Raw genomic sequence first — 25,581 nt, 5'->3', positions numbered from 1 at the left:
TGCCATGTTGAGTCGAACTGCTTCGGATCTGTATTGGATGTCGCGCTACCTGGAGCGTGCGGAAAACCTCGCGCGCATGCTCGACGTGAGTTATTCGCTGTCGCTGATGCCCCAGGACGGACGCGGCGATGGCCTGCATGAACTGGCGATGCCGTTGTTGATCACCGGCACCCTGGAGGATTACCACGAGCGCCACGGCCAGTTGCACGCCGAGCGCCTGCTGCACTTTTTTGCCCTGGACGCGGCAAACCCCGCCAGTATCTACAGTTGCCTGGGCGCAGCGCGGGCCAGCGCCCATGCGGTGCGTGGGCGAATCACCGCAGACATGTGGGAAAACATCAATGCCACTTGGCTGGACATTCGCGATATCGCCCAGCAAGGCCTGAGCCGTTATGGCATGAGCCGTTTCTGCGAGTGGGTCAAGGAGCGCTCCCACCTGTTCCGTGGCGCGACCTACGGCACCATCATGCGTAATGACGCATTTCGTTTCATTCGCTTGGGGACCTTTATCGAGCGCGCCGACAACACGCTTCGTCTATTGGATGCGCGCTATGAAATGGCCGGCGACCACGCCGACGCCGTCACCGATGGCACGGCTCACGCCTACTACCAGTGGAGCGCGTTGCTGCGTGCTTTGTCCTCGTTCGAGGCTTACACCGAAATCTATCGCGACGCCCCCGGTGCCCGGCAAGTGGCGCAGTTGCTGCTGTTGCGCGCCGATGTACCGCGCTCGCTGCGTGCGTGCAGCGAAGAGATCGACCAGATCCTCGCCAGCCTGCCGGGCCTCAATGGCCGCCCGGCGCAGCGTCTGGCCGCCGAGATGGATGCACGCCTGCGCTTCACCGCCATCGATGAAATTCTTGAAGAAGGCCTGCATGCCTGGCTGACCGACTTTATCCCCCTGGTCCGCCAATTGGGCGATGCCATCTACCATTCCTACTTGGAGGCGGCATGAGACTTTCCATCAGCCACGAAACCACCTACCACTATGAAGACCAGGTGCGCGCCAGCATCCAGTACCTGCGCCTCACGCCCCACGACAGCGAGCGCCAGCATGTGCTCAGCTGGCAACTGGATCTGCCGCGCCCGGTGCGCGCGCAGGTCGACCCATTCGGCAATATCCTGCATGTGCTGACCCTGGATGAGCCCCACGACGCCATCATCATCGGCGCCCGTGGTCAGGTGGATATCGATGAGTTGCGCGAGGCCGAGCACGAGCAACAGTCGGCCTATCCATTCCTGCGCGGCACTCGCCTGACCGAGGCCGATGAAGCCTTGCGTGGGTTCGCCCAGCAGCAGTGCGGCCAACGGCGCGACCGCAGCGCCCTGATTGATTTGATGCACGCGCTCAACGAAACCATGGTCTACACCCCCGGCGCCACTGAAGTCGACACCTGCGCCGCTCATGCTTTCGCTGGCCGTGCGGGGGTATGCCAGGACCATGCCCATGTGTTCCTGGCTTGCGCGCGCAGCCTGGGGATTCCTGCACGATATGTGTCGGGGTATTTGTACAGCGAAGACAGCACTCACTTGGCCAGCCACGCCTGGGCCGAAGCCTGGCTGGACGACGCCTGGTACAGCTTCGACGTGACCAACCGTCTGGCACGTCCGGAACGCCACTTGAAACTGGCCGTGGGCCTGGATTATCTCGATGCCTGCCCGGTACGCGGCATGCGCCGGGGTGGCGGGCATGAACAGATGCACGCCAAAGTATCCGTGGCGCCGATGCCGGTCATTTCAGTCCAGCAGCAATAACCAGCCTCCACCGTGAAGCTCACCCGCCAAACGAAGGTGAGCGCTGAGCTTTACGGCTGCTTACGCCCCGCCATGTGCTTCAGATAGCCCACCAGCAGGTCCAGTTCATGGTCCGGCAACACGCTGGCGGTGAACGCGGGCATTTTTGCCTGTGGCCAATGCCGCAGGCTTTGCGGATCACGGATGTAGCGCTTGAGGAAATCGGCGGCGAAATATTCCGTAGGGTTGTAGGGAATATTCAGGTCCGGTCCCACCTGCGCATCCCCCGCGCCATTGAGGCGATGGCACGCCAGGCAGTTTTTCTGGAACAGTGCAAAACCCTGATTGATCGGGTCGTCGGCTGCGAGTTTCGGGTCGGGGAGGAGGGCGGGAAAGCGCTCCGCCACGGTTTTCAACTGTTTGATGCTGGAAATCTGGAATGGCCACTGTTCGGGGCTGATAGGCCCGGCCTGTGGGGCGGTCCACACCAGATAGAACGGACCTGCGCTAGGCTTGCCGTCGGCCAGTGCCGGCCATGGCTGCGCGGGGTCTTCCACGGCCAGCCAGGCGCGGGCACCGTGGGTTTGCAGCAGTGGGCCAGCGCTCAGCTCGGCGGCGAAGCCATCCAGTGCAACGGCTTGCACATGGTGTTCTGGCTTAAGACCCGGCAGGAGTAGCGCCAGCGGCACTGCGCGATACGTCATGGTGCGCTTGTAGGAAACGTCATCAACGATACGCACTGTTTGCGCAGCCGGATGCTTGAGCAGGTCGGCGCTCTGCCAGGTCTTGCTGGTGTGGTCGAGTTCGATTGTCAGGGATGCCGCCGTGACCGGCAGGGCAAACAGCACGAGGAGAAGGGCGAAGATCGGTTTCAAGAGGAAGGCCCGGTAATAAGACGTGGCGAAAGCGCTCACGATACCGGAAAAACGCGGGTAAAAAGACAGCCCCTGCCACAGGATCGCGCACGGCGAAGTCCCGGCAGGTGCTGCCAAAAGCTGCAATCCTGATGCGATAAATGCCCAGAATTCGGGGGCTGAAGGGTCACCCAATCACCTTGGTGAGGTTGGGTAGGATCAGTATCAATGTGGTGGCGAAGAGAATAAGTCCCGCCTGACGTACTTTCGAATGCTTGAACATGGCTGACTGCCTTTTGTTGTTATTCCTGAGCGTCAAATGCGTGCCGTGGTCGTCCAGTATGGCGCTATGACGTGTCGCTTTTCTTACAGCCGCTCCGGCAAAACCCGGCAGCAACGTCTTACTGATTGAACCTTAGAGCCCTCGTTCTTCGTGGCTTAGATCCATTTCGTATCAGCTAATACGAATTCGCGCTTAAAACGACATGAGGCATAACGCCATCTTGGCGCCAATGCCTTGGCTAGACAGCTAAAACGATTAATCCGGCAATTAGCATAGGCACCTACCGTTCGTCCGAGCATGAGGGTCAAAGGCAATGAGCGCATCCGTCATTGAAACCGTGTCAATCGGGCTTAAGGTAAGGGCACACACGCACGCGGTTCGAGGACGTCATGACCCAAGCTTTGATCTTTGATGCCATACGCACACCCAGGGGCAAGGGCAAGGCCGACGGTGCCTTGCACAGTGTCAAACCGGTCAACCTGGCCGCCGGGTTGCTTACGGCGCTGGCGCAACGCAACGACCTCGACACCCAGCAGGTGGATGACATCGTGCTCGGCTGCGTCACCCCGATCGGCGACCAAGGCGCGGATATCGCCAAGACTGCGGCACTGGTCGCCGACTGGGCCATCAGCGTCGCCGGCGTGCAGATCAACCGCTTCTGTGCCTCGGGCCTGGAGGCGGTCAACCTGGGCGCGATGAAAGTGCGCTCCGGCTTTGAAGACTTGGTGGTGGTGGGCGGCGTCGAGTCCATGTCCCGTGTGCCCATGGGCAGCGACGGCGGCGCCTGGGTTCTGGACCCGCAGACCAATCTGCACAGCCATTTCACCCCCCAGGGTATTGGCGCGGACTTGATCGCAACCTTGGAAGGTTTCACCCGCGAGGACGTCGATACCTTTGCCTTACAATCCCAACAGAAAGCAGCCAGGGCCCGTGCGGACAGTTCCTTCAATAAGTCGTTGATCGCAGTGCAGGACCAAAATGGCATTGTGCTGCTGGATCACGACGAATTTATCCGCGCCGACTCCACCCTCCAAGGGCTCGGCCAGCTCAAGCCCAGTTTCGAGATGATCGGGCAGATGGGCTTCGACGCCACCGCGTTGCGGGTCTACAGCCATGTGGAGCGAATCCAGCATGTGCACACACCGGGCAACAGTTCCGGCATCGTCGACGGTGCCGCATTGATGCTGATCGGCTCAGAGGCCAAGGGCCGTGAGCTGGGCTTGCACCCACGGGCGCGGATTGTTGCCACGGCGGTGACCAGCACCGACCCCACCATCATGCTCACTGGCCCGGCGCCGGCCACCCGCAAAGCCTTGGTCAAGGCAGGTTTGCGCGTGGAAGACATCGACTTATTCGAAGTCAACGAAGCCTTCGCCTCGGTGGTGCTCAAGTTCATCAAGGACATGGGTATCGACCCCGCGCGGGTCAACGTCAATGGCGGTTCGATCGCCATGGGCCACCCGTTGGGCGCCACCGGCTGTGCGATTCTCGGTACTTTGCTCGACGAATTGGAGGCACGCCAGCTGCGCTATGGCCTGGCCACCCTGTGTGTCGGCGGTGGCATGGGCATCGCCACTGTGATCGAACGTCTCTGAGCCCAAGGAATTAGTTATGACCGATGCCATTCGTTACGAAAAAGTCCAGGACCAGATCGTCGTGCTGACCCTTGACCTGCCTGGCCAGAGTGCCAACACCATGAATGCCGTATACCGCGAGGCCATGGCCGCCACCGTCACACGCCTGGAAGCGGAAAAGGACCACATCGCCGGTGTGGTTATCACGTCGGCCAAGAAGACTTTTTTCGCCGGTGGAGACCTCAACGAGTTGATCGCCGTCGACAAGGCCGATGCCAAGGCGTTCTACGACGGCGTGCGAGTGCTCAAGGCGCAGTTGCGTCGCCTGGAGGCCCTTGGCAGGCCGGTGGTGGCCGCCATCAATGGTGCGGCGCTGGGCGGTGGCTGGGAGATTTGCCTGGCCTGCCATTACCGTATCGCGCTGGACGAGCCATCGGTGCAACTGGGGTTGCCGGAAGTCACCTTGGGTCTGCTGCCCGGAGGAGGGGGCGTGGTGCGTATGGTGCGTTTATTGGGCTTGGAAAAAGCCCTGCCGTATTTGCTCGAAGGTAAAAAAGTACGCCCGCAACAAGCATTGCAAGCCGGTTTGATCCATGCGCTGGCCACGGACCGCGACGCAATGCTGGCCCAGGCCCGCGCCTGGATTCTTGCCAACCCCGAGGCCAGACAACCCTGGGACAACAAGGGTTATCAGATCCCCGGCGGCACGCCGTCGCACCCCAAGGTCGCGCAGATGCTGGCGATTGCGCCGTCGATTCTGCGCAGTAAAACCCAGGGCTGTTTCCCGGCGCCGGAGAAAATCCTCTGCGCCGCTGTGGAAGGCGCTCAGGTAGACGTCGACACGGCTCACCTGATCGAAACCCGCTATTTCACCGAATTGGTCACCGGACAAGTGGCCAAGAACATGATCGGCACCTTTTGGTTCCAGCTCAATGACATCAATGCCGGGCGTTCGCGCCCCGCAGGTATTGCACCTTATGTGACACGCAAGCTCGGTGTGCTCGGCGCGGGCATGATGGGGGCGGGCATCGCTTATGTCAGCGCCTGTGCGGGAATCGACGTGGTGCTCAAAGACATCAACCTGGCGGCGGCCGAGAGGGGTAAAGCGCACGCGACGGCGCTGCTGGACAAAAAGCTTGGCCGTGGGCAAGTGAGCGCCGAACAGCGCGAAAGCATCCTCGCGCGAATTTTTCCCACCCAGGACGACAGCGACCTGGCCGGCTGTGACCTGATCATCGAAGCAGTGTTCGAAGACCGTGAACTCAAGGCCAAGGTGTCGGCCGCCGCCCAGCGCGTGGTGGGGGCCGATGCGGTGATCGCGTCCAATACGTCCACCTTGCCCATCACCGGCCTGGCCACGGCGGTGCCGGACCCCGCCAAATTTATCGGTCTGCATTTCTTCAGCCCGGTGGACAAGATGGCCTTGGTGGAAATCATCAAGGGCTCGCGCACCTCAGACGAAACCCTGGCCCGTGGTTTTGATTTCGTACTGCAGATCAAGAAAACCCCCATCGTGGTCAACGACAGCCGTGGTTTCTTCACCTCACGGGTGTTCGCCACCTTCACCAATGAAGGTATCGCCATGCTTGGCGAGGGCGTGGCCGCGCCGTTGATCGAGACTGAGGCGCGCAAGGCCGGGATGCCGGTAGGGCCGCTGGCGGTGTCCGATGAAGTCTCACTCAGGCTGATGAGCCATATCCGACAGCAAACTGCCAAGGATCTGCAGGCCGAAGGTCAGGCGGTGCTGGCTCATCCAGCCACGGCGGTGATCGAGCGGCTCGTCAATGAATTCAAATGGTTGGGCAAAGCAGCTGGCGGCGGTTTTTATGAGTACCCCAGTGGCGGGCAGAAATACCTGTGGCCAGAGCTGAAACAGCGCTTCGAGCGGCCCGAACAACGGATCTCGGCGCAAGACGTGCGCGACCGCTTGCTGTTTATCCAAGCCATCGAAACCGTGCGCTGTGTGGAGGAGGGGGTGTTGATGTCCACGGCGGACGCCAACGTGGGCTCGATCTTCGGCATCGGTTTTGCGGCTTGGAGTGGCGGCGCATTGCAATTTATCAATCAATACGGCCTGAACGACTTTATCGCTCGCGCCCGTTATTTGGCCGAACAGTACGGCGAGCGGTTTACGCCGCCGGCACTGTTATTGCAAAAAGCTGCGCGAGGGGAGAGTTTCGTATAGGTGTGGCGGGGGCTTGCTTTGCAGGTAGGTTTGCAGGCAGGCTTGAGGTGTTCGATATTCCCATCGCCGTGTCAGGTATTTTTTATGTCGCTACGCGTCTGCATCCTGGAAACCGATATCCTGCGTCCAGGCTTGATCGATCAGTACCAAGGTTACGGGCAGATGTTCAAGCGCCTGTTCGCCAAGCAGCCGATCCCTGCCGAGTTTGTGGTGTACAACGTGGTGAACGGGGAGTACCCGCCGGACGATGAGCAGTTTGACGCCTATCTGGTTACCGGCAGCAAGGCAGACTCCTTCGGCACCGACCCGTGGATCCAGACGCTCAAAACCTACTTGCTCGAACGTTACCAACGCGGCGACAAACTGCTGGGCATCTGCTTCGGCCATCAGTTGCTGGCGCTGTTGCTGGGTGGTAAAGCCGAGCGCGCTACTCAAGGTTGGGGCATGGGCATTCATGATTACACACTGGATACCCAGGCGCCGTGGATGAGCCCCGAGGTGCCTGAACTGACGCTGCTGATCAGTCATCAGGACCAGGTAACTACCTTGCCGGAGGGCGCCAAAGTCATTGCCTCCAGCGAGTTTTGCCCGTTCGCCGCGTACCACATCGGCGATCAGGTACTGTGCTTCCAGGGCCACCCGGAATTTGTTCAGGATTATTCGCGCGAGTTGCTGGAGATTCTTCAGACAACCTTGGGCGAAAAAGTCTACTCAAACGGTGTGGCCAGCCTGGCACGCGAGCACCATGGCGTCACCGTAGCGGAATGGATGATGCGCTTTGTGGCGCACAAGCCCGAAGCCGAGGTTAAAGCCATCCCGACCGCTTGAAGCTGGCCCACAGGCTGGTGCACCCCACCGCGATCAGCCCGAGCACCGCAAAATAGCCGTAGTGCCATTGCAGCTCAGGCATGTTCTGGAAGTTCATCCCATAAATCCCCGCCACTGCGGTGGGGAACGCCAGGATCGCCGCCCAGGCGGCGAATTTGCGCTGCACCACACTCTGGCGCGACGCCTCCAGCAACACCCCGATTTCAATGGTCTGGCTGGCGATGTCGCGCAGGGTGGTGAGGTCTTCCATCTGCCGCGTGACGTGGATCTGCACATCGCGGAAATATGGACGCATGTTCTTGTCGATAAACGGAAAGCTCAGTTTCTGCAGCTCCTGGCTGATCTCTACCATTGGCGCCACATGACGCTTGAGCCGCAGCACGTCGCGGCGCAGGCTGTGGAGGTTCTGGATATCGCGTTCGCTTAACGAACTGCATAGCACATTGCGCTCCAGCTCATCGATCTCGGCATGGATTGCCTCACTGACCGGCTGGTAGTTTTCCGTGACGAAATCCAGCAGCGCATAGAGTACGAAATCTTCCCCATGCTCCAATAACAGCGGTCGCGCCTCACAGCGCTGACGTACAAAACCGTAGGATGCCGAGTGACCGTTGCGTGCGGTAATCACGTAGCCGTTGCCGGCGAAGATATGGGTTTCGATAAACACCAGTTTGCCGTTCTCGCGCACCGGCGAATACGTGACGATAAACAGCGCGTCGCCAAAGGTTTCCAGCTTGGGGCGGCTGTGTTTTTCCAGGGCGTCTTCAATGGCCAGTTCATGCAGGTTGAACTGGCGTTGCAGGTTGGCCAATTCCAGGGCGTTGGGCTCTTCCAGGCCGATCCACACAAAATGCCCGGGTTTGGCGGCCCAGGCCGCGCCTTCGTCGAGGGTGATATCGGTGACTTTCTTTCCGGCGCTGTAGACGGCGGCCGCAACAACTCTACCCATGATGCTGATCACTTCTTATAAGAGGAGACAGATGTTGGGCAGCTTAGCGTGAATGGCGTTCCGTTGTAGGAGCGAGCACCCTCGCTCCTATAAGGAAAAGGGAATCAGACCCTCTTGAGCTGTGCATCCATGGCCTTGATGCACATGTCCATTTGCGCCTGACACGCTTGCATCAAGGCCGGGAGGTCGTCCGAGGTCATGCCGGTGGTAGGAATTGGAGGCAACGAGCGTATGAGCACATCACCGCTGTTCCAGCGATTGAGCTGCATATGGGTGACGTAATTGCTGACGCACACCTGCACGATGGGCACCCCGGCGGCGATGGCCATATGAAAGGCGCCTTTCTTGAATGGCAGCAGACCCTTGCCCAGGTTGCGCGTGCCTTCGGGGAACACCCAGATCGAGGTGTCTTTATGTTGCAACGTATCGGTGGTGGTGAGCATGGCGCGGCGCGCTTTGTGGGCATTGCCGCGGTCGATCAACACATTGCCCGCCAGCCAGAACAACTGGCCGAACAGCGGCACCCACTTGAGGCTCTTCTTGGCGATGCACACGGTGCGGTGGGGCACCACGGTACCGAACACGAACAAGTCATAGTTGGACTGATGGTTGGCGATAATCACGCATGTGCCCGGCTTATGCCGCAGCGAGTCGACATCGGCTTTCACATTCAGCCCCAACAACCACATGGCGGGCACCGCGTAGAGGCGGGCGCACAAGCGACTGTTATCCGGATTGAACGGGCGGCAAACGCCGATCAGCACACCCAACACACCAGCCACTATAAAGTGCAGGCCCATCAACACCATACGTAACAGAAAAAGCATCCACCTGGCCCATCGAAACAAAAGGTGGCGCAGTGTACGGTTGTGCACTGTATTCGGCAATTGGCGCTATAGAAGTAGGAGATGGGCGATGTTTGAGCGCATATTTCGATATTTGCCAGGGGCCCCAGCCTAAAGCGACTGAGGCTTTTTCAGATGTGGCTGTAAGAAAAAGCCCGACGCAAGGTCGGGCTTTGGCATAAGCATAGTTAGGCTTAGCTCAGAATATGGCCCTGATCCTGGATGATTGCCTCGTCCAGGGCTTCCAGCAGCGCTTTGCGCACTTTCAATTTGGTGTGCTTGTGGGCGTTCATATTGATCTTCTTCAATTGCCGCGCCGCCTCCAGCGCTGCTGCGTGCAGTTCTTCCGGGGCGACCACTTTATCGAGGAAGCCGGCCTGCAATGCACCCTGAGGGTCGAACATCTCGGCATTGATCACCGAGCGATGGAACGCCGACTTGCGCAGACGATCCCGTGCCAGCTCGATTCCGGCGTGGTGCATGGTCATGCCGATCATCACTTCGTTCAGGCCGATGCTGAACGGGCCTTCTACCCCGATCCGATAATCCGCCGACAACAACAGAAAGGCGCCCTTAGCCACCGCATGCCCAGGGCACGCCACAATCACGGGGAACGGGTGCGACAACAGCCGCCGCGCCAATGTCGAGCCCGATGTCACCAGACCGATTGCTTCTTTGGGGCCGGCGGTCATCACCTTCAAATCGTAACCCCCGGACAGAATCCCCGGCGTGCCGGTAATCACTACTACCGCCCGATCCTTCTCGGCCTGGTCCAGCGCTTCGTTAAACGCACTGACCACCGCCGGGGAAATGGCGTTGACCTTGCCGTTGCTCAAGGTCAGGGTGGCGATACCGTCTTCGAGGTGGTAGGCAATCAACTCACTCATGACGCGGTTCCTTGTAGGGCTTGTTATAGAAGAATGCAGCAGACGTTACCCACCACGCCCGGCTCGGTAAAGCGCTATGACTGACTACCCAGTCAGCCTTTTCCCCCATGCCCAAGCCTAGACGGCCTGCGGCGTGTCGCGACAAAGCCTTGAGACAGGCGCCAGCGGTGCCTGAGAATGGCACAATCACCACCCCTCGCCGGACATGCTCAGGCATAACCGGCTAACCGCATGAATATTCTGAAAAAAACCTTTGCCATCAGAAAGGCTTTCGACTACATTAGCGCGCCTCGACAGACTGAACTGGTTTGACGAGATACGGTGAAGTGTCCGAGTGGCTTAAGGAGCACGCCTGGAAAGTGTGTATACAAGAAATTGTATCGAGAGTTCGAATCTCTCCTTCACCGCCACATTCTACAAACACAAACCCCCGGTTTCTTAACAAGAGCCGGGGGTTTGTGGTTTCTGGCGTTCTTAAATACAGGGCTTGGCAGGCTGCGCCGTGCCCTCGCATGCAGTCATTCAAATCCCGCAAGCCCTTGATGCCTCAAGTGCCTGATGGGTCCAAGCTCGGCTTGAGATGCCCGTATTCTTGCCGGTATTCACTTCGAATCGGTCTGGCTACCTGTGTGGGGCGACTCATACCTAATCTTGTTCGTTATACAACCTCTGCCTTGCCCGGATTGTGTAGATGACCACTCGACCGAAGCCCACGCTCAACCTTCGTAGTTTGATTCTTATTTTTGTACTGCTTTCTGCTGTTGCGACCCTGGTCAACAGTTTCTGGGTCATGTTCAAGATTCAGAAGCAGGAACTGATTGAAGGGGCGCTGGACGTCAATAAAAACTATGCCGCCCGTATCGCCCGCAGCGTCGAGCAGGTATTGGACGCCGATCTCGATAAATTGAAATATGGTGCAGCGGGTATTGGCAAAGCGTTTGGCGACAAAAGTGCTTTGACCCGTGAGGCCAAGCGCTTATTTGAGCAGGACGCCAGCTTCAACTCCGTACTGGTCGCCAGCGCGGACGGTACCATCATTGCTTCCGCGCCTGAAAACCTTCAACTCAATGGCCGCACGTTGCAGCACAAAGAACCTTTGACGCTGCGCACGCCGAAAATCAGCAACGCCTTCAGGTCGATCTCCGGCAATTTGGTGGTGTTTATCTCTCAACCCATATTCGACACGGGCGGAGAGTATCTGGGCTTGATCGGCGGCACTATCCGGTTGGAGCAGAGCAATACTCTTCAATCCCTCATGGACACGAATGTGCGCAAGGATGGCGCGCATTTCTACTTGGTCGACGCTGCGCGCCAGGTGCTCTATCACAGCGATCCTGCGCAGATAGGCAGTGTCAGGGGCACGGATTTGATCGCCAGCGCATCGCTCTGCGAGGCCTCAGGCACCTTACAAGCTAAGGATGAGCACGATGTGGAAATGCTCGCCGGTTTCGCTCGGGTGCCCAGCAGCGGTTGGGGGGTAATCTCGCAGCAGCCCTTGGAGAATATCCAAGCAGTTCTGCGCCGGACGATGACCAAAGTCGCTCAAGGTATAGCACCGTTGGCGCTGTTCGGGATCGTTCTGATCTGGTGGTTGGGCGCAAGGATCTCGGCCCCATTATCGCGGCTGGCCGACTGTGCCAAACGGCTGGACATGCCTGACAGCTACGCGCGCATCAGTGCAGTGCCGGCGCGTTATTTCGAAAGTTGGCAGATTCGCAGAGCGCTGTTGCTGGGCGCGACCCTGTTGCAGGAGAAGATCGGCAAGCTCAATCATCAGGCCCATACGGATGCACTGACGGGGCTGGCCAACCGCCGGGCCATGCAGGACGTGCTGGCGTTGTGGCAGGAGACAGGCAAAGCGTTTGCCGTGGTTTCCGTCGACATCGATCATTTCAAGCGCGTCAACGATACGTTCGGCCACGGCGTGGGGGATCAAACGCTGCGCGCCATTGCGGAACTCATGCAGCAGAATTCTCGTGCCAACGACTTGCCTTGCAGGGTGGGGGGCGAGGAGTTCGTCTTGTTATTGCCGGGCAGTTCGCTGCACACAGCGGCCGACGTCGCTGAACGCCTGCGTGCCTCGATCGAGGCTGCCAGCATCGAGACCGTGGGGCATATCACTGTCTCACTCGGCGTGGCCGTTTGGTGCCCTAATGGCGAGTCGATATCAGCCGTGCTCGAAAGAGCCGATCAATTGTTGTACCAGGCCAAGCAAAGTGGACGCAATTGCGTGGTGGTTGAGCACTCGTCGGACTGAACGGCGACCAGCCGGCACGCTGTTGGGCCCTCAATGCCTGTGGCGATGATGCACATCCGGAAAATGCGCGTGGCTATGCTTGATCGGGCTGTGCACATGCACATGGCTGTGTGGCTCATTGGGGTCCCAATCAAACGCATGTTCATGCTGATGATGTTCGTCATGCACATGCCAGTGCCCGTGTTCCGTGGCTTCGTGCTGATGTTCATGGGCATGGCGTTCGGTCAGGTGCAGCCACACGCCTACCGCCATTAACGCCGAGGCCACCCAGAACGCGATCGACACCGACTCGCCCATCGCCAGTACCGCCAGGGCGGCGCCGAGGAAAGGGGCGGTGGAGAAATACGCCCCGGTGCGAGCGCTGCCCAGGCCGCGCAGGGCCAGTACAAACAGGACGAGGCTGATGCCGTAGCCGAGGAAACCCACCAGCAGGATTGGCGTCAGTTGAACGGTGGCCGGCCATTGCGCGCCGAGGTAAACGGCCAGGCCGGTATTCACCAGCCCGGCGATCAAACCTTTGATGCCGGCGATAAATACTGCGTCCGAAGCGGAAACCTTGCGCGTCAGGTTGTTATCGATGCCCCAGCACAGGCAGGCCAGCGCAACTGCCAGCGGCCCGGTCCAGTCGTGACTGGCGCCGGCGCCGTCCGACCATGACAACACCACGCCGCCCAGCACGATCGCGATCATCCCCAGGACGATACGGCGGTCGGCGTTTTCTCGGAACACCAGCCAGGCGATCACGGCGGTGAGCACCGATTCCAGGTTGAGCATCAACGAGGCCGTTGCGGCGGCGGTGCGGGTCAGGCCGTACATAAGGGCGACGGGGCCGAGGATGCCGCCGAAGAGAATGGCGCCGAGCAACCAGGGCCATTCATGGGGTGTCAGCCCGCTGTTTTGCCATCCGCGATCGCGGATCAGGCGCACCATGCCGAGGCCGAGGCCACTGCCGAGGTATAGCAGGCCGGCCAGCAGAATGGGCGAGAGGCCCAGGCCGAAGTGCTTTGCGAGCGGGGTGCTGGCGCCGAACAGGGCGGCGGCGCAGAGGGCATAAACGATGCTGAGGTTCATGGGCCATCCTCGGAGGGTCAGCCCATGATACGTCGCGGGCGCAGGGGAACGCCCGAGGGATTTACTGTGCGGTTTTCAGCTTGACCACATCACCGGAGATCTTGGTGGTGTAACCGCTGAGCACCCAGGCCCAGAACCACTTTTCCTGCACTTGGGTGTTGATCAGAGCGTCGCCGCCTTTTGCCTTGATGGCCGCTTCTTGTGCGCGGACGAAACGGCTGTTCTGACCGATCGGGATCACGCCGAACAGCATGATGCCGGTGGCGCTGGCTTCACTGTGACCCAGCACGGTGTATTGGTTGCTGTCGTACTGTGGGGATTTGATGGCGGTGCCGGTGCAGCCGGCCAGGGCGAAACCGAGTACTGCGGCTGCAACTACTTTGCTGACGTACTTCACTGTGTAACTCCATGGTCTAAAGCCCAAGATTCAATTCCTGGGGGCGCGTACTGTAATCGCTGCATAGACGAATTGAAACGAATCTGAACGATTAGGCTCGTTCACGCCTCGCGGCTAAACATGCAGCCACGCCAGCCCGCCCAGCACCATGGCCACGCCTGCGGCCGTATACGAAAGCCGCTTCAACCACTCCTTCCTCGTCAACAAGGTAATTGCCGCCAACGAAATCGCGATCTGAATCGCAGTCATCGCCTGGGCCCAGCGGTGGTGCCGATGCAGCGCCTGTTCGGATTTTTCATCCCACTCCCGTGAGGTGGCTTCAAGTTTTTCTGCCTGTTGGCGCACGGCCTCCTTCTGGCTTTTGTAGCGTTCGATCTCTTCCCGATAATGCGCAGCATCCACGCCGGGGATATGGGTGGCCAGCTCCGCCAGGTTTTGTCGGCTGGACTTGGCCTGGTAGTAATTCCACTGGTTGGCGGCTTCGGTCTTGATGATCGCGGCGTTGTTCTTGTCCATCGCCGCTTCACTCTCGGTGGAACCGGCCTGGTAGCTGAGCATGGCGCCGAGGGTGGCCATCAACGCGGTCATCACGGCGATGCGGCTGGCGAAACTATCCCCTCGGGCGTGGGCATGTTCGGTGGTGTGTTCGATATGTTTTTCGTGGGGGCTGGGGACTTCGAAGGCTTCGGACATGGCGGCGTCTGTGAACGGCGTGAGGGATACTGATTCTTCACCAGCCAAGCTGTCGCGATCCTGTCCGCGACGCAGGATCAACCGCGCCCTAAAAGTTGCCCGCGTGTCGGTGTCACCGTTATTGTGCTGAACCCTTTTAGTCGTTCTCCCAAGGATCCGTTGTGATGAATGCACCGCGTACTGCTGTCCCGATCAAGGCTGTGATTTTCGATATGGACGGATTGTTGCTGGACACCGAAGGCATCTACACCGAAGTCACGCAGATCATTGCCGAGCGCTATGGCCGTTCCTATGACTGGGGGATCAAGCAGCACATTATCGGGCGGGGTGCCCAGGACCTGGCCGAGTATGTGGTCAAGGCGCTGGAATTGCCGATCACCCCGGCCGAATTTCTGCGCATCCGCGAACCGTTGATGAGCGAGCGTTTTCCCAAGGCATTGGGCATGCCCGGCGCCGAAGCGCTGGTTCGGCATTTGAAGGCGCACAACATCCCGATTGCTGTGGGCACCAGTTCTTCGCGCAATTCGTTCGGCCACAAGACCACCTTGCACCGCGAGTGGTTTGCGTTGTTCGACACCATCGTCACCGCCGATGACCCGGAAGTCGGTGCCGCTAAGCCCGCGCCGGACATCTTCCTCACCGCCGCACGCCGTCTGGGTGTCGAACCCAAGGATTGCCTGGTGTTCGAAGATTCGCCGTTCGGCGTGACCGCGGCAAAGGCTGCGCAAATGACCGCCATCGCTGTGCCCGATGAAGCCATGGCCGACAGCAAGTACCACCACGCCGACCAGATCATCCGCAAACTCGCGGACTTTGATCTGGCGGCGTATGGCTTACCGCCGATGTCCTGACCACACTCGGCCAAAATGTGGGAGGGGGTTTGCCCCTTCCCTATTGGCTCAGGCGCTGAAACCACCGTCGATAGTCAGGCTGGCACCGGTGATATACCCGGCCTCTGGCCCCGCCAGATACGCCACAAAACTGGCAATCTCCTCCACATGCCCGTACCGCCCAATGGCCATCAAGCCGATCAAGCTCTCGGCAAAATCGCTGTCGGCTGGGTTCATGTCGGTGTCCACCGGGCCGGGTTGCACGTTGTTGATGGTGATACCGCGTGGGCCCAGGTCCCGTGCCAAACCTTTGGTCAACCCCACCAGCGCGGCCTTGCTCATGGCATACGGTCCGCCGCCGCCGAAGGGCATGCGCTCGGCGTTGGTGCTGCCGATATTGATCACACGGCCGCCTTCGCCCATGTGCTTGGCGGCTTCCTGAGTGGCAATAAATACGCTGCGCACGTTGATCGCCAGGGTCTGGTCGAAGTCCTCCAGCTTGAAGTCTTCCAGCGGCGCAATGGCCAGCACGCCGGCGTTGTTCACCAGGATATCCAGGCGACCGAACGCCTCGACGGTGGCGCTGACGGCGTTGCGGATCGCAGTGGCGTCGGCGCTGTCGGCGTGGATGGCCAAGGCTTGGCCGCCTGCGCTGATCACGCTGTTTTGCAACGCCTCAGCCTTGGTCGCCGAGCTGACGTATGTAAAGGCGACGGCGGCCCCTTGGGCGGCCAGACGCTGGACGATGGCGGCGCCGATGCCGCGGGAACCGCCTTGAATCAAGGCGACTTTGCCGGTCAGGTTGTGTGCAGTCATGTCGATCTCCTGTCTGTTCAAGGCGGTATGCCCTGTTGTTGCAGCCGAGTATCGACCTGCCTCACCCAGGCCGGTAGACCGTGATTGCTATAGTCTGTGTAAACCAAAAGTTTAGGGTGAGGCGGTATGGAAAGCTTTGGCAGTATCGAATGCTTTGTGCGCAGCGCCGAAGGCGGCAGCTTTGCCGAGGCTGCGCGGCACTTGAGCCTGACCCCGGCGGCGGTGGGCAAAAGCGTGGCCAAGCTTGAAGCGCGCCTCGGCGTGCGCCTGTTTCAGCGCAGCACGCGGCGCCTGACTCTCACCGAAGCCGGCAAGCTGTTCCTCGATGAAGTCAGCGCAAGCCTTATCACCATCCAGAACGCCGTGGCCAACCTGGCCAGCGCCGAGGGGCGGCCGGTGGGCACACTCAAGGTGAGCATGGGCACGGTGTTCGGTAATCGTTATGTGATGCCGCTGCTGGGGCGATTCACTGAACGCTACCCGGATATCAGCCCGGACTGGCACTTCGATAATCGCCAGGTGGACCTGATCGGCCAAGGCTTCGATGCGGCCATCGGTGGTGGCTTCGAACTGCCCCAGGGCGTGGTGGCGCGCAAACTAGCGCCGGCTCATCGGGTGTTGGTGGCGTCGCCGGATTACCTGGCCAAACGCCCGCCGGTGCAGGGGCCGGAAGACCTGGGGCGCTGCCTGGGTATCCTGATCCGCTCGCCGCAAACCGGCCGCGTGCGCACCTGGCAATTGACCGGTCCCGACCGTGAGCAACGCCCCCTGACGCTCAAACCGCGCATGACCTTGAGCGACTCCGAAGCCGCCTGCTGCGCCAGCGCCCAGGGCCTGGGTATTGCGCTGGTGAGCATGCCCATGGCCGTGCCGTTTCTGGACAGCGGCGCGGTGGTACGGGTGCTGCCTGAGTGGTATGTGGACGACGGCAATATTTCCATCTACTACGCCGAGCACAAGCTGCTGCCCGGCAAGACCCGGGCATTTGTGGATTTCATCATCGAGCAGTTTGCCGAGCAGCGCCTGGGGCAGCGCTTTAGCGCGGTTTAATCGAAGCGCGGGCCTAGCGCCCGGACATCCCCGGCCAACCGATCACTTTCTTCGGCCTTGGTGTGGCATAGGTCCTGATCTTCGAGGTCGACAACCCCAGACGTACCAGCGATTCGGCAATGGTCACGGCCGCCGTTACGCCGTCCACCACCGGCACGCCGGTACGCTGGCGAATCTGCTCATCCAGCCCGGCCATGCCGCCGCAACCGAGGCAGATCACTTCGGCCTTGTCCTCGTGGATGGCCAGTTCGGCCTGGCGCACGATGGCCTCCATGGCGGCCAGCGGGTCTTCTTCCAGTTCCAGCACGGCCATGCCACTGGCGCGTACCGAGGCGCAGCGGGCAGAGAGGCCGGCGAGCTTCAGGCGGTCTTCGATCAACGGCACGGTGCGATCCAGAGTGGTGACCACCGAGTAGGCATGGCCAAGGAACATCGCGGTGCTGGCGGCCGCTTCGGTGATGTCCACCACCGGCACGTCGAGCAACTCCTGCAGGCCCTCGCGCCCATGTTCGCCGTAGCCGGCCTGGATGACCGCATCGAACGGCTGGTCATAGGCCATCACGCGGTCCATCACGGCGATGGCGGCCAGGTAGCTTTCGAAATTGCCTTCCACCGATTCGGCGCCGAAATACGGGGTGAGCCCGACAATCTCAGTGCCCGGTGCGGCCACGGCCCGCGCCTGCTCGGCAATGGTGTCGGTGATGGAAGCGGTGGTGTTGACGTTGACCACGAGGATGCGCATGGGGTGTCCTTGATTAATGACTGACGTTATCGACTGCAATGCTTTCGCCGCTGACATCGGCATAGAAAGGCTGGCGCTTGGCGATCAGCCGGTACAGCAGCCCTGCAATACCGGCGCCAAACAACCAGGAAAAGGGCGAGACGCTGGCGAAGCCCGGCAGCAGGGCCAGCAGAATGGCGATCACCGCCGCCGGAATAAACGCCGCCACCGCACGCAAATTGACCCCGCGGCTGTAGTAATAAGCGCCTTGCGGGTCTTCGCTGTAGAGCTGCGGTACGTTCACCTGGCTTTTTCGGATCAGCCAGTAATCGACCATGATCACGCCGTACAATGGCCCCAGCAGTGCGCCCAGGCCCGAAAGGAAGTACACAATTACCAGCGGGCTGTTGTAGAGGTTCCACGGCAGGATCAGCACCGCCACCGTGGCGCTGATCAGCCCGGCGCGGCGGAAGTTCAGGTACTTGGGCGCCAGGTTGCTCAGTACGAAGGCCGGCGCCACAAAGTTGGCCATGATATTCACCGCCACGGTCACGATCAGGAACGCCAGGCAACCGAGCACCAGGAACACGGTATTGGGGATCGCTGCGATGATCTCGGTGGGGCTCTCGATCACGCGGCCATTGAGTTGAAACTGCCCGCCGCACAGCAGCACGGTGATGGCGGCGAACACCAGGATATTTACCGGCAGGCCCCAGAAGTTGCCGACCACGATGGTTTTGCGGCACGGCGAAGAACGGGCGAAGTCGCAGAAGTTGAGGATCAGCGTGCCGTAGATCGCCAGCCACAGCGCGCCGCCGGCAAAGATATTGCGCCACATCTCACCGCCGCTCAGCGGCTCGCGCACCGACCAGGCAATATGGCCGTCCACTTGGAAGTACATCCAACCGGCCAGCGCGGCCATGGTCAGCAAAATCACGGGGCCTGCGAACCCTTCATAGCGCCGCACCATTTCCATGCCGTAGGCCAGGATCACCAGTTGCACGAACCAGATCGCCACGAAACACACCCAGCCCAGGGTCGACAGGCCGAGGATCGAGTTGTGGTCGTAGTCGGCAAAGCCTGGGTGAATCGCCGTAAGCAGTACGCGGAAAACCACCGAGGCCAGGTAGGTCTGGATACCGAACCAGGCAATCGCGATCACCGCACGGATCAGCGCTGGAATCTGCGCCCCGTGGATGCCGAAGCTGATGCGGCTGATCACCGGAAACGGCACGCCGGTTTTTTGCCCCATATACCCCGACAGGTTCATGAAGAAGTACACCAGCGCCGCGCCGATGCCCAGGGACAGCAGAATCTGCCAACCGCCCAGGCCCAAGGCGTATAGGCCGATCGCGAATGAATAGTTGGCGATGTTATGCACGTCATTGGTCCACAGCGCAAAGATGCTGTAGCGCCCCCAGCGGCGGCCTTGCGCCTTGGTCGGCGCCAGGTCCTTGTTGTGCAGGCGTGGGCTCAGTACCAGCGGGCCAGGATCTGAGGCCGGGTTGTTCAGGGCGGAGGAGGGCAGATCCAGTGCGATGTTATTCGAGAGGCTTGTACGCATTCCGGCAGGCTCCAAGGCATCTGCAGCAACGCCGCGGATGGCAAAGTGTATGTAGGTTTTGTATTTATTGTATACAAAGCACTTTTCGGCTTAAGCCACATGCGTGCCAGTTTTGGGCATATCAAAACTATAGGTAATTTCGTTTTTAGAGGTGGGGTAAATAACTGGCTGAATTCAAAGCAATATAAATTGACCGTTTGAACAGCTATTTATTTTTCTGTTGAAGAGGGGCTATTCGCCAGTACGGAGGATGATGCGGAACAGGTGTTACGTTATGGTGCGAATTTATGAGGATTGCACACATAAATGGCACCTATGGTTACAGTTGTGTGTACATTTAGAAGTAAAACTCAAAACAAATGTGGGAGGGGGCTTGCCCCCGATAGCCCAGTGTCAGTCACCACTGAGCTGGCTGATCCACCGTTATCGGGGGCAAGCCCCCTCCCACCTATTTAACTGCGTCAGCCCTTAGGCCTTGCTGATGATATTCCCGGCGTGCAGCCCGCATTCTTTTTGCGTGGCTTCTTCCCACCACCAACGCCCTTCGCGTTCGTGCTGGTTCGGTAGCACCGGGCGGGTGCACGGCTCGCAGCCGATGCTGATAAAACCGCGCTCGTGCAAGCTGTTGTAGGGCAGCTCCAGCATGCGGATATAACCCCAGATTTCTTCGCTGCTCATCTGCGCCAGCGGGTTGAACTTGTACAAGGTGCGTTCCGGGGTGGAAAACGCTGTGTCGATCTCCAGCACCGCCACCTGGCTGCGTGTGCCGGGGCTCTGGTCGCGGCGCTGGCCGGTGGCCCAGGCGCTGACACCGGCGAGTTTGCGCCGCAGTGGTTCGATCTTGCGGATGCCGCAGCATTCGCCGTGGCCGTCCTTATAAAAACTGAACAGGCCCTTTTCCTTGACGAAGGGTTCCAGCTTGCTCTGGTCCGGCGAGATCAGTTCGATGTCGATCTTGTAGAACTCACGCACCTGCTCGATAAACCGGTAGGTCTCCGGGTGCAGGCGGCCGGTATCGAGGCTGAACACTTTGACGTTCTTGTTCAGCTTCCAGGCCATGTCCACCAGCACCACATCCTCGGCGCCGCTGAAAGAGATCCACAGGTCGTCGCCGAACTGGCTGAATGCCAGCTTGAGGATATCCTGGGCGGATTTGTTGGCATAGGTCGCGGCGAGTTCAGCGACATCGAAGGCTTGGTTCATCAGCACGGTTCCTGCAGGTCAGTGGCGCTGAGCGCTCTATAGGTGGGCGATGGTATCAAAATCCGCCCTGCGTTGCGGCTTCAGCCTTGAATCGCTAGAGTTCGGCAGGCCTTTTGTTCGCTCAACCAATAACATCCAAATGGAGTGTCTTGTGGAAATTGCCTGTCTTGACCTGGAAGGGGTGCTGGTGCCGGAAATCTGGATCGCCTTCGCCGAAAAAACCGGTATCGAAGCCTTGCGGGCCACCACCCGGGACATTCCCGACTACGACGTGCTGATGAAACAGCGCCTGCGCATCCTTGACGAACACGGCCTGAAGCTTGCCGACATCCAGGCCGTGATCGCCACCCTCAAGCCGCTGGACGGTGCCGTCGAGTTCGTCAACTGGCTGCGCGAGCGCTTCCAGGTGGTGATTCTGTCCGACACCTTCTACGAATTTTCCCAACCGCTGATGCGCCAGCTGGGCTTCCCGACGTTGCTGTGCCACCGCCTCATCACCGACGAGACAGACCGCGTGGTGAGTTACCAACTGCGCCAGAAAGACCCCAAGCGTCAGTCGGTCCTGGCCTTCAAGAGCCTGTACTACCGCGTGATCGCCGCCGGCGATTCCTACAACGACACCAGCATGCTGGGCGAAGCTGACCAGGGGATCTTGTTCCATGCGCCGGACAATGTGATCCGCGAATTCCCGCAGTTTCCGGCGGTGCATACGTTCGAGGCGTTGAAGCAGGAATTTATCAAGGCGTCGAATCGGTCGTTGAGTCTTTAAAGCTTTGCAGCGCGGCTGAAGGCCCAATCGGGGGCAAGCCCCCTCCCACCTGAATGCAGCAGGTCCAGGAGAGAGGGGGCTTGCCCCGATGAACTTTCCAGCACCTACAACCCTTCCAACGTCCGCAACAACACCCGCACCTTGGTCAACGATTCCTGATACTCCGCTTCCCACTGCGAGTCCGCGACGATCCCGCCGCCACCCCAGCAGCACACTTGCCCGTCCTTGACCAACAGGCTGCGGATGGCAATCGAGCTGTCCATCTCGCCGCGTACGTCCAGGTACATCAGCGAGCCGCAGTACAGGCCGCGCCGGGTCGGTTCCAGTTCGTCGATGATTTGCATCGCGCGGATTTTCGGTGCGCCGGTGATGGAGCCGCCAGGGAAGCTGCCGGCGATCAGGTCCAGGGCGTCCTTGTCGTCGGCGAGGGTGCCGATGACGCTGCTGACCAAGTGATGCACATTGGGGTAGCTTTCCAGGCTGAACAATTCCGGCACGCTGACCGAGCCGGTGCGGCAGGTGCGGCCCAGGTCGTTGCGCAGCAGGTCGACGATCATCAGGTTTTCCGCGCGGTCCTTGGGGCTGCTCAGCAGTTCGGCGGCGTGGGCGGCATCTTCTTCGGGTGTCAGGCCGCGCGGGCGGGTGCCTTTGATCGGGCGGGTTTCGACCCGGCGCGCACTGATGTGTACGAAACGCTCCGGCGACAGGCTCAGCACCGCGCCGTGGTCGGGCAGGCTCTGGAACCCGGAAAACGGCGTCGGGCAGGCTTCGCGCAGCGCGCAGTAAGCGGCCCAGGGATCGCCGCTGCACGGCGCGCGAAAGCGCTGGGCGAAGTTGACCTGGTAGCAGTCACCGGCCTGGATATAGTCATGGATACGCACGATGGCCTGGCGATAGGCCTCGGCGCTGATGTCCGGTGTCATCGGCCCCTGCAAGGCAAAGGTGGCCGCAGCAGCCTTGGGTAATGAGTTGAACAGCGCGATCAGGCGCTGTCGCTCGCTGTCGGCCAGCACGGGGTGGAACACCAGTTGGCTGGTCTGCGCCTGGTGATCACTGACCAGGGCCCAGGCGTACAGGCCGAAACGCGCGTCCGGCAGATGCAGATCGTCCACCGCCAGGTGCGGCATTTGCTCCAAATGCCGGCCAAAGTCGTAACTCAGGTAACCGATCAAACCGCCGGCGAACGGCAGCTCATATCCGGCCGGAAGCTCTGCCTTACCCAACAGCGCGAGGTTTTCCCGCAAGCGTTGCAGGAAATCGCTGCCGCTTTCATCAGGCGAAACCGTCAACGTGGCTTGTGGCCAAGCGCTGAGCAGGTCATAGCGGCCGCGGTCCGCAGCCGGGCGGCCGCTGTCGAGCAGTACCGCGCCGGGCGCGTGGCGAATCGCCGCGAAATACTCGGCGGGGTTGGCCCGGTAGGGCAGCGGGTAAACGGTGCAGGTCGACATGCGGGGTGGATCAGCCAGGGCGCGGGGGAGGGGATTGTAGTCCCCCGTAGGATTTGCTCCTAGGGGGGATGTCGGGGATAGACAGATGGAGCGTTCGGATCAGCCTTCCACCGGGGGAATATGCCCGAACATTGCCTGCACGAACTTCACCCGCTCTTCCACGGTTTCTGTCACGCCGGCAGCCTTGAGTTCTTCCAGGCGCGCTTCTACCGCATGGGTGCGCAAGGTCAGGCCGCAGTCGTTGGCGATCTGGATGTTCAGCCCCGGCCGCGCGTTCAGCTCCAGGATCAGCGGGCCTTTCTCCTGGTCGAGCACCATGTCGACACCGATATAGCCCAGCCCACACAGTTCGTAGCAGCCCGCTGCGAGCTTCATGAAGCCGTCCCAGTTGGGCAGTTGCACGCCATCCACCGCGTTGGTGGTGTCCGGGTGTTTGGTGATGATGTTGTTCAGCCAGGTGCCGCGCAGGGTCAGGCCGGTGGCGAGGTCGACGCCCACGCCGATTGCGCCCTGGTGCAGGTTGGCCTTGCCGCCGGACTGCCGGGTCGGCAGCCGTAGCATGGCCATTACCGGGTAACCCATCAGCACGATGATGCGGATATCCGGCACGCCTTCGTAGCTGATGCTCTTGAAGATCTGGTCGGGCACCACGCGGTATTCGATCAGCGCGCGGTCGCGGTGGCCGCCCAGGGAGTACAGGCCGGTAAGAATGCTGGAAATCTGATGTTCGATTTCTTCGTGGCTGATGATCTTGCCGGATACCGTGCGGTAGCGCCCTTCAAAGCGGTCGGCCACCACCAGGATGCCGTCACCGCCGGCGCCCTGGGCCGGCTTGATCACAAAATCGCTGCGCCCGCCGATGATCTCGTCGAGCTTGTCGATTTCCTTCTCGGTGGAGATCACCCCGTACATTTCCGGCACATGAATGCCAGCCGCCAGCGCCCGTTCCTTGGTGATGATCTTGTCATCCACAATGGGGTACAGGCTGCGCTTGTTGTACTTGAGCACGTAGTCGGCATTACGCCGGTTGATGCCCATGATCCCCCGCGCCTCCAGGGCCTTCCAGGTCTTCCAGAAACCGAACATTACGAGTCAGCCTTGAGGAAGGCCTTGAACCGCACCAGTTCGGTCAGGCGGTAGCCGCGATAACGACCCATGGCCAGCATGAAGCCCACCAAGATCAGCAGGATCGCCGGGAAGGTAAATACGAAGTAGATCAGCTCCGGCACGCTCATGATGATGTGCGCAAGGGATGCGGCGAACAGCGTACCGATCGCCACTTTCATTGCATGGCTGGCGCCGCGTTCTTCCCAGGTGATCGACAGGCGTTCGATGGTCATGGTCAGGATCACCATCGGGAACAGCGCCACCGACAAGCCGCGCTCCAGGCCCAGCTTGTGGCTGAACAGACTGATTGCGGCGATCAGTACCACCACGAACGTCAGCACCACCGACAAGCGCGGCAACATCTGCAGTTTCAAGTGTTCCAGGTACGAACGCAGGGACAGCCCCAGCGCCGTGATGATGGTGAACAGCACAATCCCGAAACCCAGCTGTGTTTCGCGGAACGCCAGGGCGATCAGCACCGGGGTGAAGGTGCCCAGGGTCTGCAGGCCGATCAGGTTGCGCAGGATCAGGATCACCAGCACGCCGATCGGGATCATCACCATGATCATAAAGGTCTGCTGGGTCTGCAGCGGCAGGCCGTACAGCGAGTATTCGAGGAAATTGGCGTCGGTGTTCTCGTCGGTCAGCTTGGCCAGGCGAATGGCGTTCATTTCGCTGTTGTTGAGGCTGAAGGTGACCATGGCTTTCTTGCCGCCATCGACGGTGATCAGGTTTTCATCGCCGGTCCACCACAGCAGGCGGTCGGCGGGCAGGCCCTGTTCGCCGGTTTCCGGGTTGAAGTACAGCCAGTCGTTGCCGTTGAAGCTGCGCAGCCACAGTTCCGGGGTTTGCGGCTGGTCGGCGACCAGGCGGATGGTGTGGACCTTTTCCACCGGCACATGGGCGATGGACAGCAGCAGTTCGACGATCTTGGCCTTGTGCGGCGTGGACGGGTCGCCAGCCAGCAGCAGCTTCACGTTGTCGTCGTTGAGGTTGTTGGTGCGCTTGATGGCTTCGGTGATAAAGGTCTCGACGTCGGCCGAGTGCTGGCGGATCGGCGCGAGCAGGGCTTCGGCGGCAATTTTCTCCGGGCCTTCCACGGCGATGCTGTCACGGAAGGTCGGGCCTTTGATCTTGGTTTTTTCGCCGCTGTAACGCTTGGTCAGCACCAAACGGTAGTAGAGGGTCTGGTTGCCCTTGGCCCGGCGCGCCGACCAGGTGACCTTGCGGTTGCCGTCGATGCGGTTGACGCTGACCCCGTAGTTATTGGAGATGAAACTCTCGTTGAGGCTGACGAAGTCGCGGCTCAGGGGCGGCACGAACATCTGGATCTTGACCGGGTCCTTGGGGCTGGCCACGAACTCGACCTTGGCGTCGATGTTCCACAGGTCGTCCGTGGCGTCTTCGGTCACGGGGATGCCCAGCACGAAGATTTGGTAGGCGGTGACCGAAATGCCCAGCACCACCAAAAGGGTGATGAGGATTTTCAGGTGCAGGGTCAGAGAGCGCATTCGGT

Annotated in this window: 23 protein-coding genes and 1 tRNA gene; 10 read left to right on the top strand and 14 right to left on the bottom strand. The window is 60.3% G+C overall.

All coding sequences use genetic code 11. The features are described from left to right. Positions 1-4 precede the first annotated feature (4 nt). Entirely contained in the window at positions 5-955 is a 951-nt protein-coding gene (locus HRH33_RS20345; protein WP_034099756.1) for an alpha-E domain-containing protein, read from the top strand. Then, positions 952-1,755, top strand: a complete 804-nt coding sequence (locus HRH33_RS20340) for a transglutaminase family protein (protein ID WP_034099755.1) — start codon at positions 952-954, stop codon at positions 1,753-1,755. The genes HRH33_RS20345 and HRH33_RS20340 overlap by 4 nt, the downstream gene beginning before the upstream one ends. A 50-nt stretch (positions 1,756-1,805) precedes the next feature. On the opposite strand, the gene HRH33_RS20335 is transcribed toward HRH33_RS20340, so the two are convergent. Beyond that, positions 1,806-2,609, bottom strand: a complete 804-nt coding sequence (locus tag HRH33_RS20335; RefSeq protein WP_167416935.1) for a c-type cytochrome — start codon at positions 2,607-2,609, stop codon at positions 1,806-1,808. Positions 2,610-3,260: 651 nt separating this feature from the next. On the opposite strand from HRH33_RS20335, the gene HRH33_RS20330 reads away from it, so the two are divergent. From HRH33_RS20330 to HRH33_RS20320, 3 genes are all read left to right on the top strand, one after another. After that, positions 3,261-4,466 (top strand): acetyl-CoA C-acetyltransferase, encoded by a 1,206-nt coding sequence (locus tag HRH33_RS20330; protein ID WP_167416840.1) that lies wholly within the window; start codon positions 3,261-3,263, stop codon positions 4,464-4,466. 16 nt (positions 4,467-4,482) lie between these two features. Further along, the gene (locus tag HRH33_RS20325) at positions 4,483-6,630 is read left to right on the top strand and encodes a 3-hydroxyacyl-CoA dehydrogenase NAD-binding domain-containing protein (RefSeq protein WP_173603541.1); all 2,148 of its coding nucleotides are present in this window, start codon (positions 4,483-4,485) and stop codon (positions 6,628-6,630) included. A gap of 84 nt (positions 6,631-6,714) precedes the next feature. Continuing rightward, complete coding sequence (locus HRH33_RS20320) at positions 6,715-7,458, top strand: amidotransferase (RefSeq protein ID WP_167416842.1); 744 nt, start codon at positions 6,715-6,717, stop codon at positions 7,456-7,458. Here the strand turns inward: HRH33_RS20320 and HRH33_RS20315 are convergent. The 3 genes from HRH33_RS20315 to HRH33_RS20305 all read right to left on the bottom strand — a co-directional run bounded on the left by HRH33_RS20315 (position 7,436) and on the right by HRH33_RS20305 (position 10,139). After that, positions 7,436-8,407: a magnesium and cobalt transport protein CorA gene (locus HRH33_RS20315; RefSeq protein WP_034099751.1), complete on the bottom strand. Its 972-nt coding sequence runs from the start codon at positions 8,405-8,407 to the stop codon at positions 7,436-7,438. The two genes, HRH33_RS20320 and HRH33_RS20315, sit on opposite strands and share 23 nt — an antisense overlap. Before the next feature lie 104 nt (positions 8,408-8,511). Next, the gene (locus HRH33_RS20310) at positions 8,512-9,234 is read right to left on the bottom strand and encodes a 1-acylglycerol-3-phosphate O-acyltransferase (RefSeq protein ID WP_167416843.1); all 723 of its coding nucleotides are present in this window, start codon (positions 9,232-9,234) and stop codon (positions 8,512-8,514) included. Between the two features lie 212 nt (positions 9,235-9,446). Next, positions 9,447-10,139 carry a crotonase/enoyl-CoA hydratase family protein gene (locus HRH33_RS20305; RefSeq protein ID WP_034099749.1) on the bottom strand — a complete coding sequence of 231 codons (693 nt, stop codon included), beginning with the start codon at positions 10,137-10,139 and terminating at the stop codon, positions 9,447-9,449. Between the two features lie 320 nt (positions 10,140-10,459). Here HRH33_RS20305 and HRH33_RS20300 point away from each other — a divergent pair. Both HRH33_RS20300 and HRH33_RS20295 read left to right on the top strand, forming a co-directional pair. Next, positions 10,460-10,549: transfer RNA gene (locus HRH33_RS20300), tRNA-Ser, on the top strand. A gap of 281 nt (positions 10,550-10,830) precedes the next feature. Next, positions 10,831-12,396 carry a sensor domain-containing diguanylate cyclase gene (locus HRH33_RS20295; protein ID WP_167416844.1) on the top strand — a complete coding sequence of 522 codons (1,566 nt, stop codon included), beginning with the start codon at positions 10,831-10,833 and terminating at the stop codon, positions 12,394-12,396. A 30-nt stretch (positions 12,397-12,426) separates the two neighbouring features. On the opposite strand, the gene HRH33_RS20290 is transcribed toward HRH33_RS20295, so the two are convergent. The 3 genes from HRH33_RS20290 to HRH33_RS20280 form a co-directional block, all read right to left on the bottom strand. Next, positions 12,427-13,467 (bottom strand): DMT family transporter, encoded by a 1,041-nt coding sequence (locus HRH33_RS20290; protein ID WP_167416845.1) that lies wholly within the window; start codon positions 13,465-13,467, stop codon positions 12,427-12,429. Between the two features lie 61 nt (positions 13,468-13,528). Next, positions 13,529-13,864 (bottom strand): hypothetical protein, encoded by a 336-nt coding sequence (locus HRH33_RS20285; protein ID WP_034099746.1) that lies wholly within the window; start codon positions 13,862-13,864, stop codon positions 13,529-13,531. Positions 13,865-13,978: 114 nt separating this feature from the next. Further along, on the bottom strand, positions 13,979-14,557 hold the full coding sequence (locus HRH33_RS20280; RefSeq protein ID WP_034114842.1) for a DUF4337 domain-containing protein: 579 nt from the start codon (positions 14,555-14,557) through the stop codon (positions 13,979-13,981). 164 nt (positions 14,558-14,721) lie between these two features. Here HRH33_RS20280 and HRH33_RS20275 point away from each other — a divergent pair, with 164 nt between their 5' ends. Then, on the top strand, positions 14,722-15,408 hold the full coding sequence (locus HRH33_RS20275; protein ID WP_034099744.1) for an HAD-IA family hydrolase: 687 nt from the start codon (positions 14,722-14,724) through the stop codon (positions 15,406-15,408). Between the two features lie 48 nt (positions 15,409-15,456). Here the strand turns inward: HRH33_RS20275 and HRH33_RS20270 are convergent, their stop codons facing one another. Beyond that, the gene (locus tag HRH33_RS20270; RefSeq protein WP_167416846.1) at positions 15,457-16,203 is read right to left on the bottom strand and encodes a 3-oxoacyl-ACP reductase family protein; all 747 of its coding nucleotides are present in this window, start codon (positions 16,201-16,203) and stop codon (positions 15,457-15,459) included. Positions 16,204-16,329: 126 nt separating this feature from the next. Between HRH33_RS20270 and HRH33_RS20265 the strand changes: the two genes are divergently transcribed. Then, the gene (locus HRH33_RS20265) at positions 16,330-17,253 is read left to right on the top strand and encodes a LysR family transcriptional regulator (protein ID WP_034138969.1); all 924 of its coding nucleotides are present in this window, start codon (positions 16,330-16,332) and stop codon (positions 17,251-17,253) included. A gap of 13 nt (positions 17,254-17,266) precedes the next feature. On the opposite strand, the gene HRH33_RS20260 is transcribed toward HRH33_RS20265, so the two are convergent. The 3 genes from HRH33_RS20260 to HRH33_RS20250 all read right to left on the bottom strand — a co-directional run bounded on the left by HRH33_RS20260 (position 17,267) and on the right by HRH33_RS20250 (position 20,741). Next, positions 17,267-17,995, bottom strand: coding sequence for an aspartate/glutamate racemase family protein (locus tag HRH33_RS20260; protein WP_123478837.1), 729 nt, complete (start codon positions 17,993-17,995; stop codon positions 17,267-17,269). Positions 17,996-18,008: 13 nt separating this feature from the next. Continuing rightward, complete coding sequence (locus HRH33_RS20255; protein WP_123478838.1) at positions 18,009-19,538, bottom strand: NCS1 family nucleobase:cation symporter-1; 1,530 nt, start codon at positions 19,536-19,538, stop codon at positions 18,009-18,011. 468 nt (positions 19,539-20,006) lie between these two features. Next, positions 20,007-20,741, bottom strand: coding sequence for a phosphoadenylyl-sulfate reductase (locus tag HRH33_RS20250; RefSeq protein ID WP_034138967.1), 735 nt, complete (start codon positions 20,739-20,741; stop codon positions 20,007-20,009). A 151-nt stretch (positions 20,742-20,892) separates the two neighbouring features. On the opposite strand from HRH33_RS20250, the gene thrH reads away from it, so the two are divergent. Beyond that, complete coding sequence (gene thrH, locus HRH33_RS20245) at positions 20,893-21,510, top strand: bifunctional phosphoserine phosphatase/homoserine phosphotransferase ThrH (RefSeq protein ID WP_034114837.1); 618 nt, start codon at positions 20,893-20,895, stop codon at positions 21,508-21,510. Between the two features lie 104 nt (positions 21,511-21,614). On the opposite strand, the gene pabB is transcribed toward thrH, so the two are convergent. From pabB to rloB, 3 genes are all read right to left on the bottom strand, one after another. Continuing rightward, a complete protein-coding gene (gene pabB / locus HRH33_RS20240) occupies positions 21,615-22,958 on the bottom strand; it encodes an aminodeoxychorismate synthase component I (RefSeq protein ID WP_167416847.1) in 1,344 nt (447 codons plus the stop codon). 99 nt (positions 22,959-23,057) lie between these two features. Further along, positions 23,058-24,044: an alpha-L-glutamate ligase-like protein gene (locus HRH33_RS20235; RefSeq protein WP_034099736.1), complete on the bottom strand. Its 987-nt coding sequence runs from the start codon at positions 24,042-24,044 to the stop codon at positions 23,058-23,060. Continuing rightward, positions 24,044-25,576 carry an osmotic stress tolerance membrane protein RloB gene (gene rloB, locus HRH33_RS20230; RefSeq protein ID WP_034099735.1) on the bottom strand — a complete coding sequence of 511 codons (1,533 nt, stop codon included), beginning with the start codon at positions 25,574-25,576 and terminating at the stop codon, positions 24,044-24,046. The genes HRH33_RS20235 and rloB overlap by 1 nt, the downstream gene beginning before the upstream one ends. Positions 25,577-25,581 lie beyond the last annotated feature (5 nt).

Origin of the sequence: Pseudomonas rhodesiae, from assembly GCF_013285305.1 — a bacterium.
GTDB classification, from domain to species: Bacteria; Pseudomonadota; Gammaproteobacteria; order Pseudomonadales; family Pseudomonadaceae; genus Aquipseudomonas; species Aquipseudomonas rhodesiae.
Note: the sequence above shows the minus strand (reverse complement) of the source record. Positions and strands in the feature narration are given on the sequence as shown.

Coding starts and splice junctions, on each gene's coding strand:
- HRH33_RS20345 (WP_034099756.1), top strand. CDS start 5: ATGTTGAGTCGAACTGCTTCGGATCTGTATTGGATGTCGCGCTACCTG.
- HRH33_RS20340 (WP_034099755.1), top strand. CDS start 952: ATGAGACTTTCCATCAGCCACGAAACCACCTACCACTATGAAGACCAG.
- HRH33_RS20330 (WP_167416840.1), top strand. CDS start 3,261: ATGACCCAAGCTTTGATCTTTGATGCCATACGCACACCCAGGGGCAAG.
- HRH33_RS20325 (WP_173603541.1), top strand. CDS start 4,483: ATGACCGATGCCATTCGTTACGAAAAAGTCCAGGACCAGATCGTCGTG.
- HRH33_RS20320 (WP_167416842.1), top strand. CDS start 6,715: ATGTCGCTACGCGTCTGCATCCTGGAAACCGATATCCTGCGTCCAGGC.
- HRH33_RS20315 (WP_034099751.1), bottom strand. CDS start 8,407: ATGGGTAGAGTTGTTGCGGCCGCCGTCTACAGCGCCGGAAAGAAAGTC.
- HRH33_RS20310 (WP_167416843.1), bottom strand. CDS start 9,234: ATGCTTTTTCTGTTACGTATGGTGTTGATGGGCCTGCACTTTATAGTG.
- HRH33_RS20305 (WP_034099749.1), bottom strand. CDS start 10,139: ATGAGTGAGTTGATTGCCTACCACCTCGAAGACGGTATCGCCACCCTG.
- HRH33_RS20295 (WP_167416844.1), top strand. CDS start 10,831: ATGACCACTCGACCGAAGCCCACGCTCAACCTTCGTAGTTTGATTCTT.
- HRH33_RS20290 (WP_167416845.1), bottom strand. CDS start 13,467: ATGAACCTCAGCATCGTTTATGCCCTCTGCGCCGCCGCCCTGTTCGGC.
- HRH33_RS20280 (WP_034114842.1), bottom strand. CDS start 14,557: ATGTCCGAAGCCTTCGAAGTCCCCAGCCCCCACGAAAAACATATCGAA.
- HRH33_RS20275 (WP_034099744.1), top strand. CDS start 14,722: ATGAATGCACCGCGTACTGCTGTCCCGATCAAGGCTGTGATTTTCGAT.
- HRH33_RS20270 (WP_167416846.1), bottom strand. CDS start 16,203: ATGACTGCACACAACCTGACCGGCAAAGTCGCCTTGATTCAAGGCGGT.
- HRH33_RS20265 (WP_034138969.1), top strand. CDS start 16,330: ATGGAAAGCTTTGGCAGTATCGAATGCTTTGTGCGCAGCGCCGAAGGC.
- HRH33_RS20260 (WP_123478837.1), bottom strand. CDS start 17,995: ATGCGCATCCTCGTGGTCAACGTCAACACCACCGCTTCCATCACCGAC.
- HRH33_RS20255 (WP_123478838.1), bottom strand. CDS start 19,538: ATGCGTACAAGCCTCTCGAATAACATCGCACTGGATCTGCCCTCCTCC.
- HRH33_RS20250 (WP_034138967.1), bottom strand. CDS start 20,741: ATGAACCAAGCCTTCGATGTCGCTGAACTCGCCGCGACCTATGCCAAC.
- pabB (WP_167416847.1), bottom strand. CDS start 22,958: ATGTCGACCTGCACCGTTTACCCGCTGCCCTACCGGGCCAACCCCGCC.
- HRH33_RS20235 (WP_034099736.1), bottom strand. CDS start 24,044: ATGTTCGGTTTCTGGAAGACCTGGAAGGCCCTGGAGGCGCGGGGGATC.
- rloB (WP_034099735.1), bottom strand. CDS start 25,576: ATGCGCTCTCTGACCCTGCACCTGAAAATCCTCATCACCCTTTTGGTG.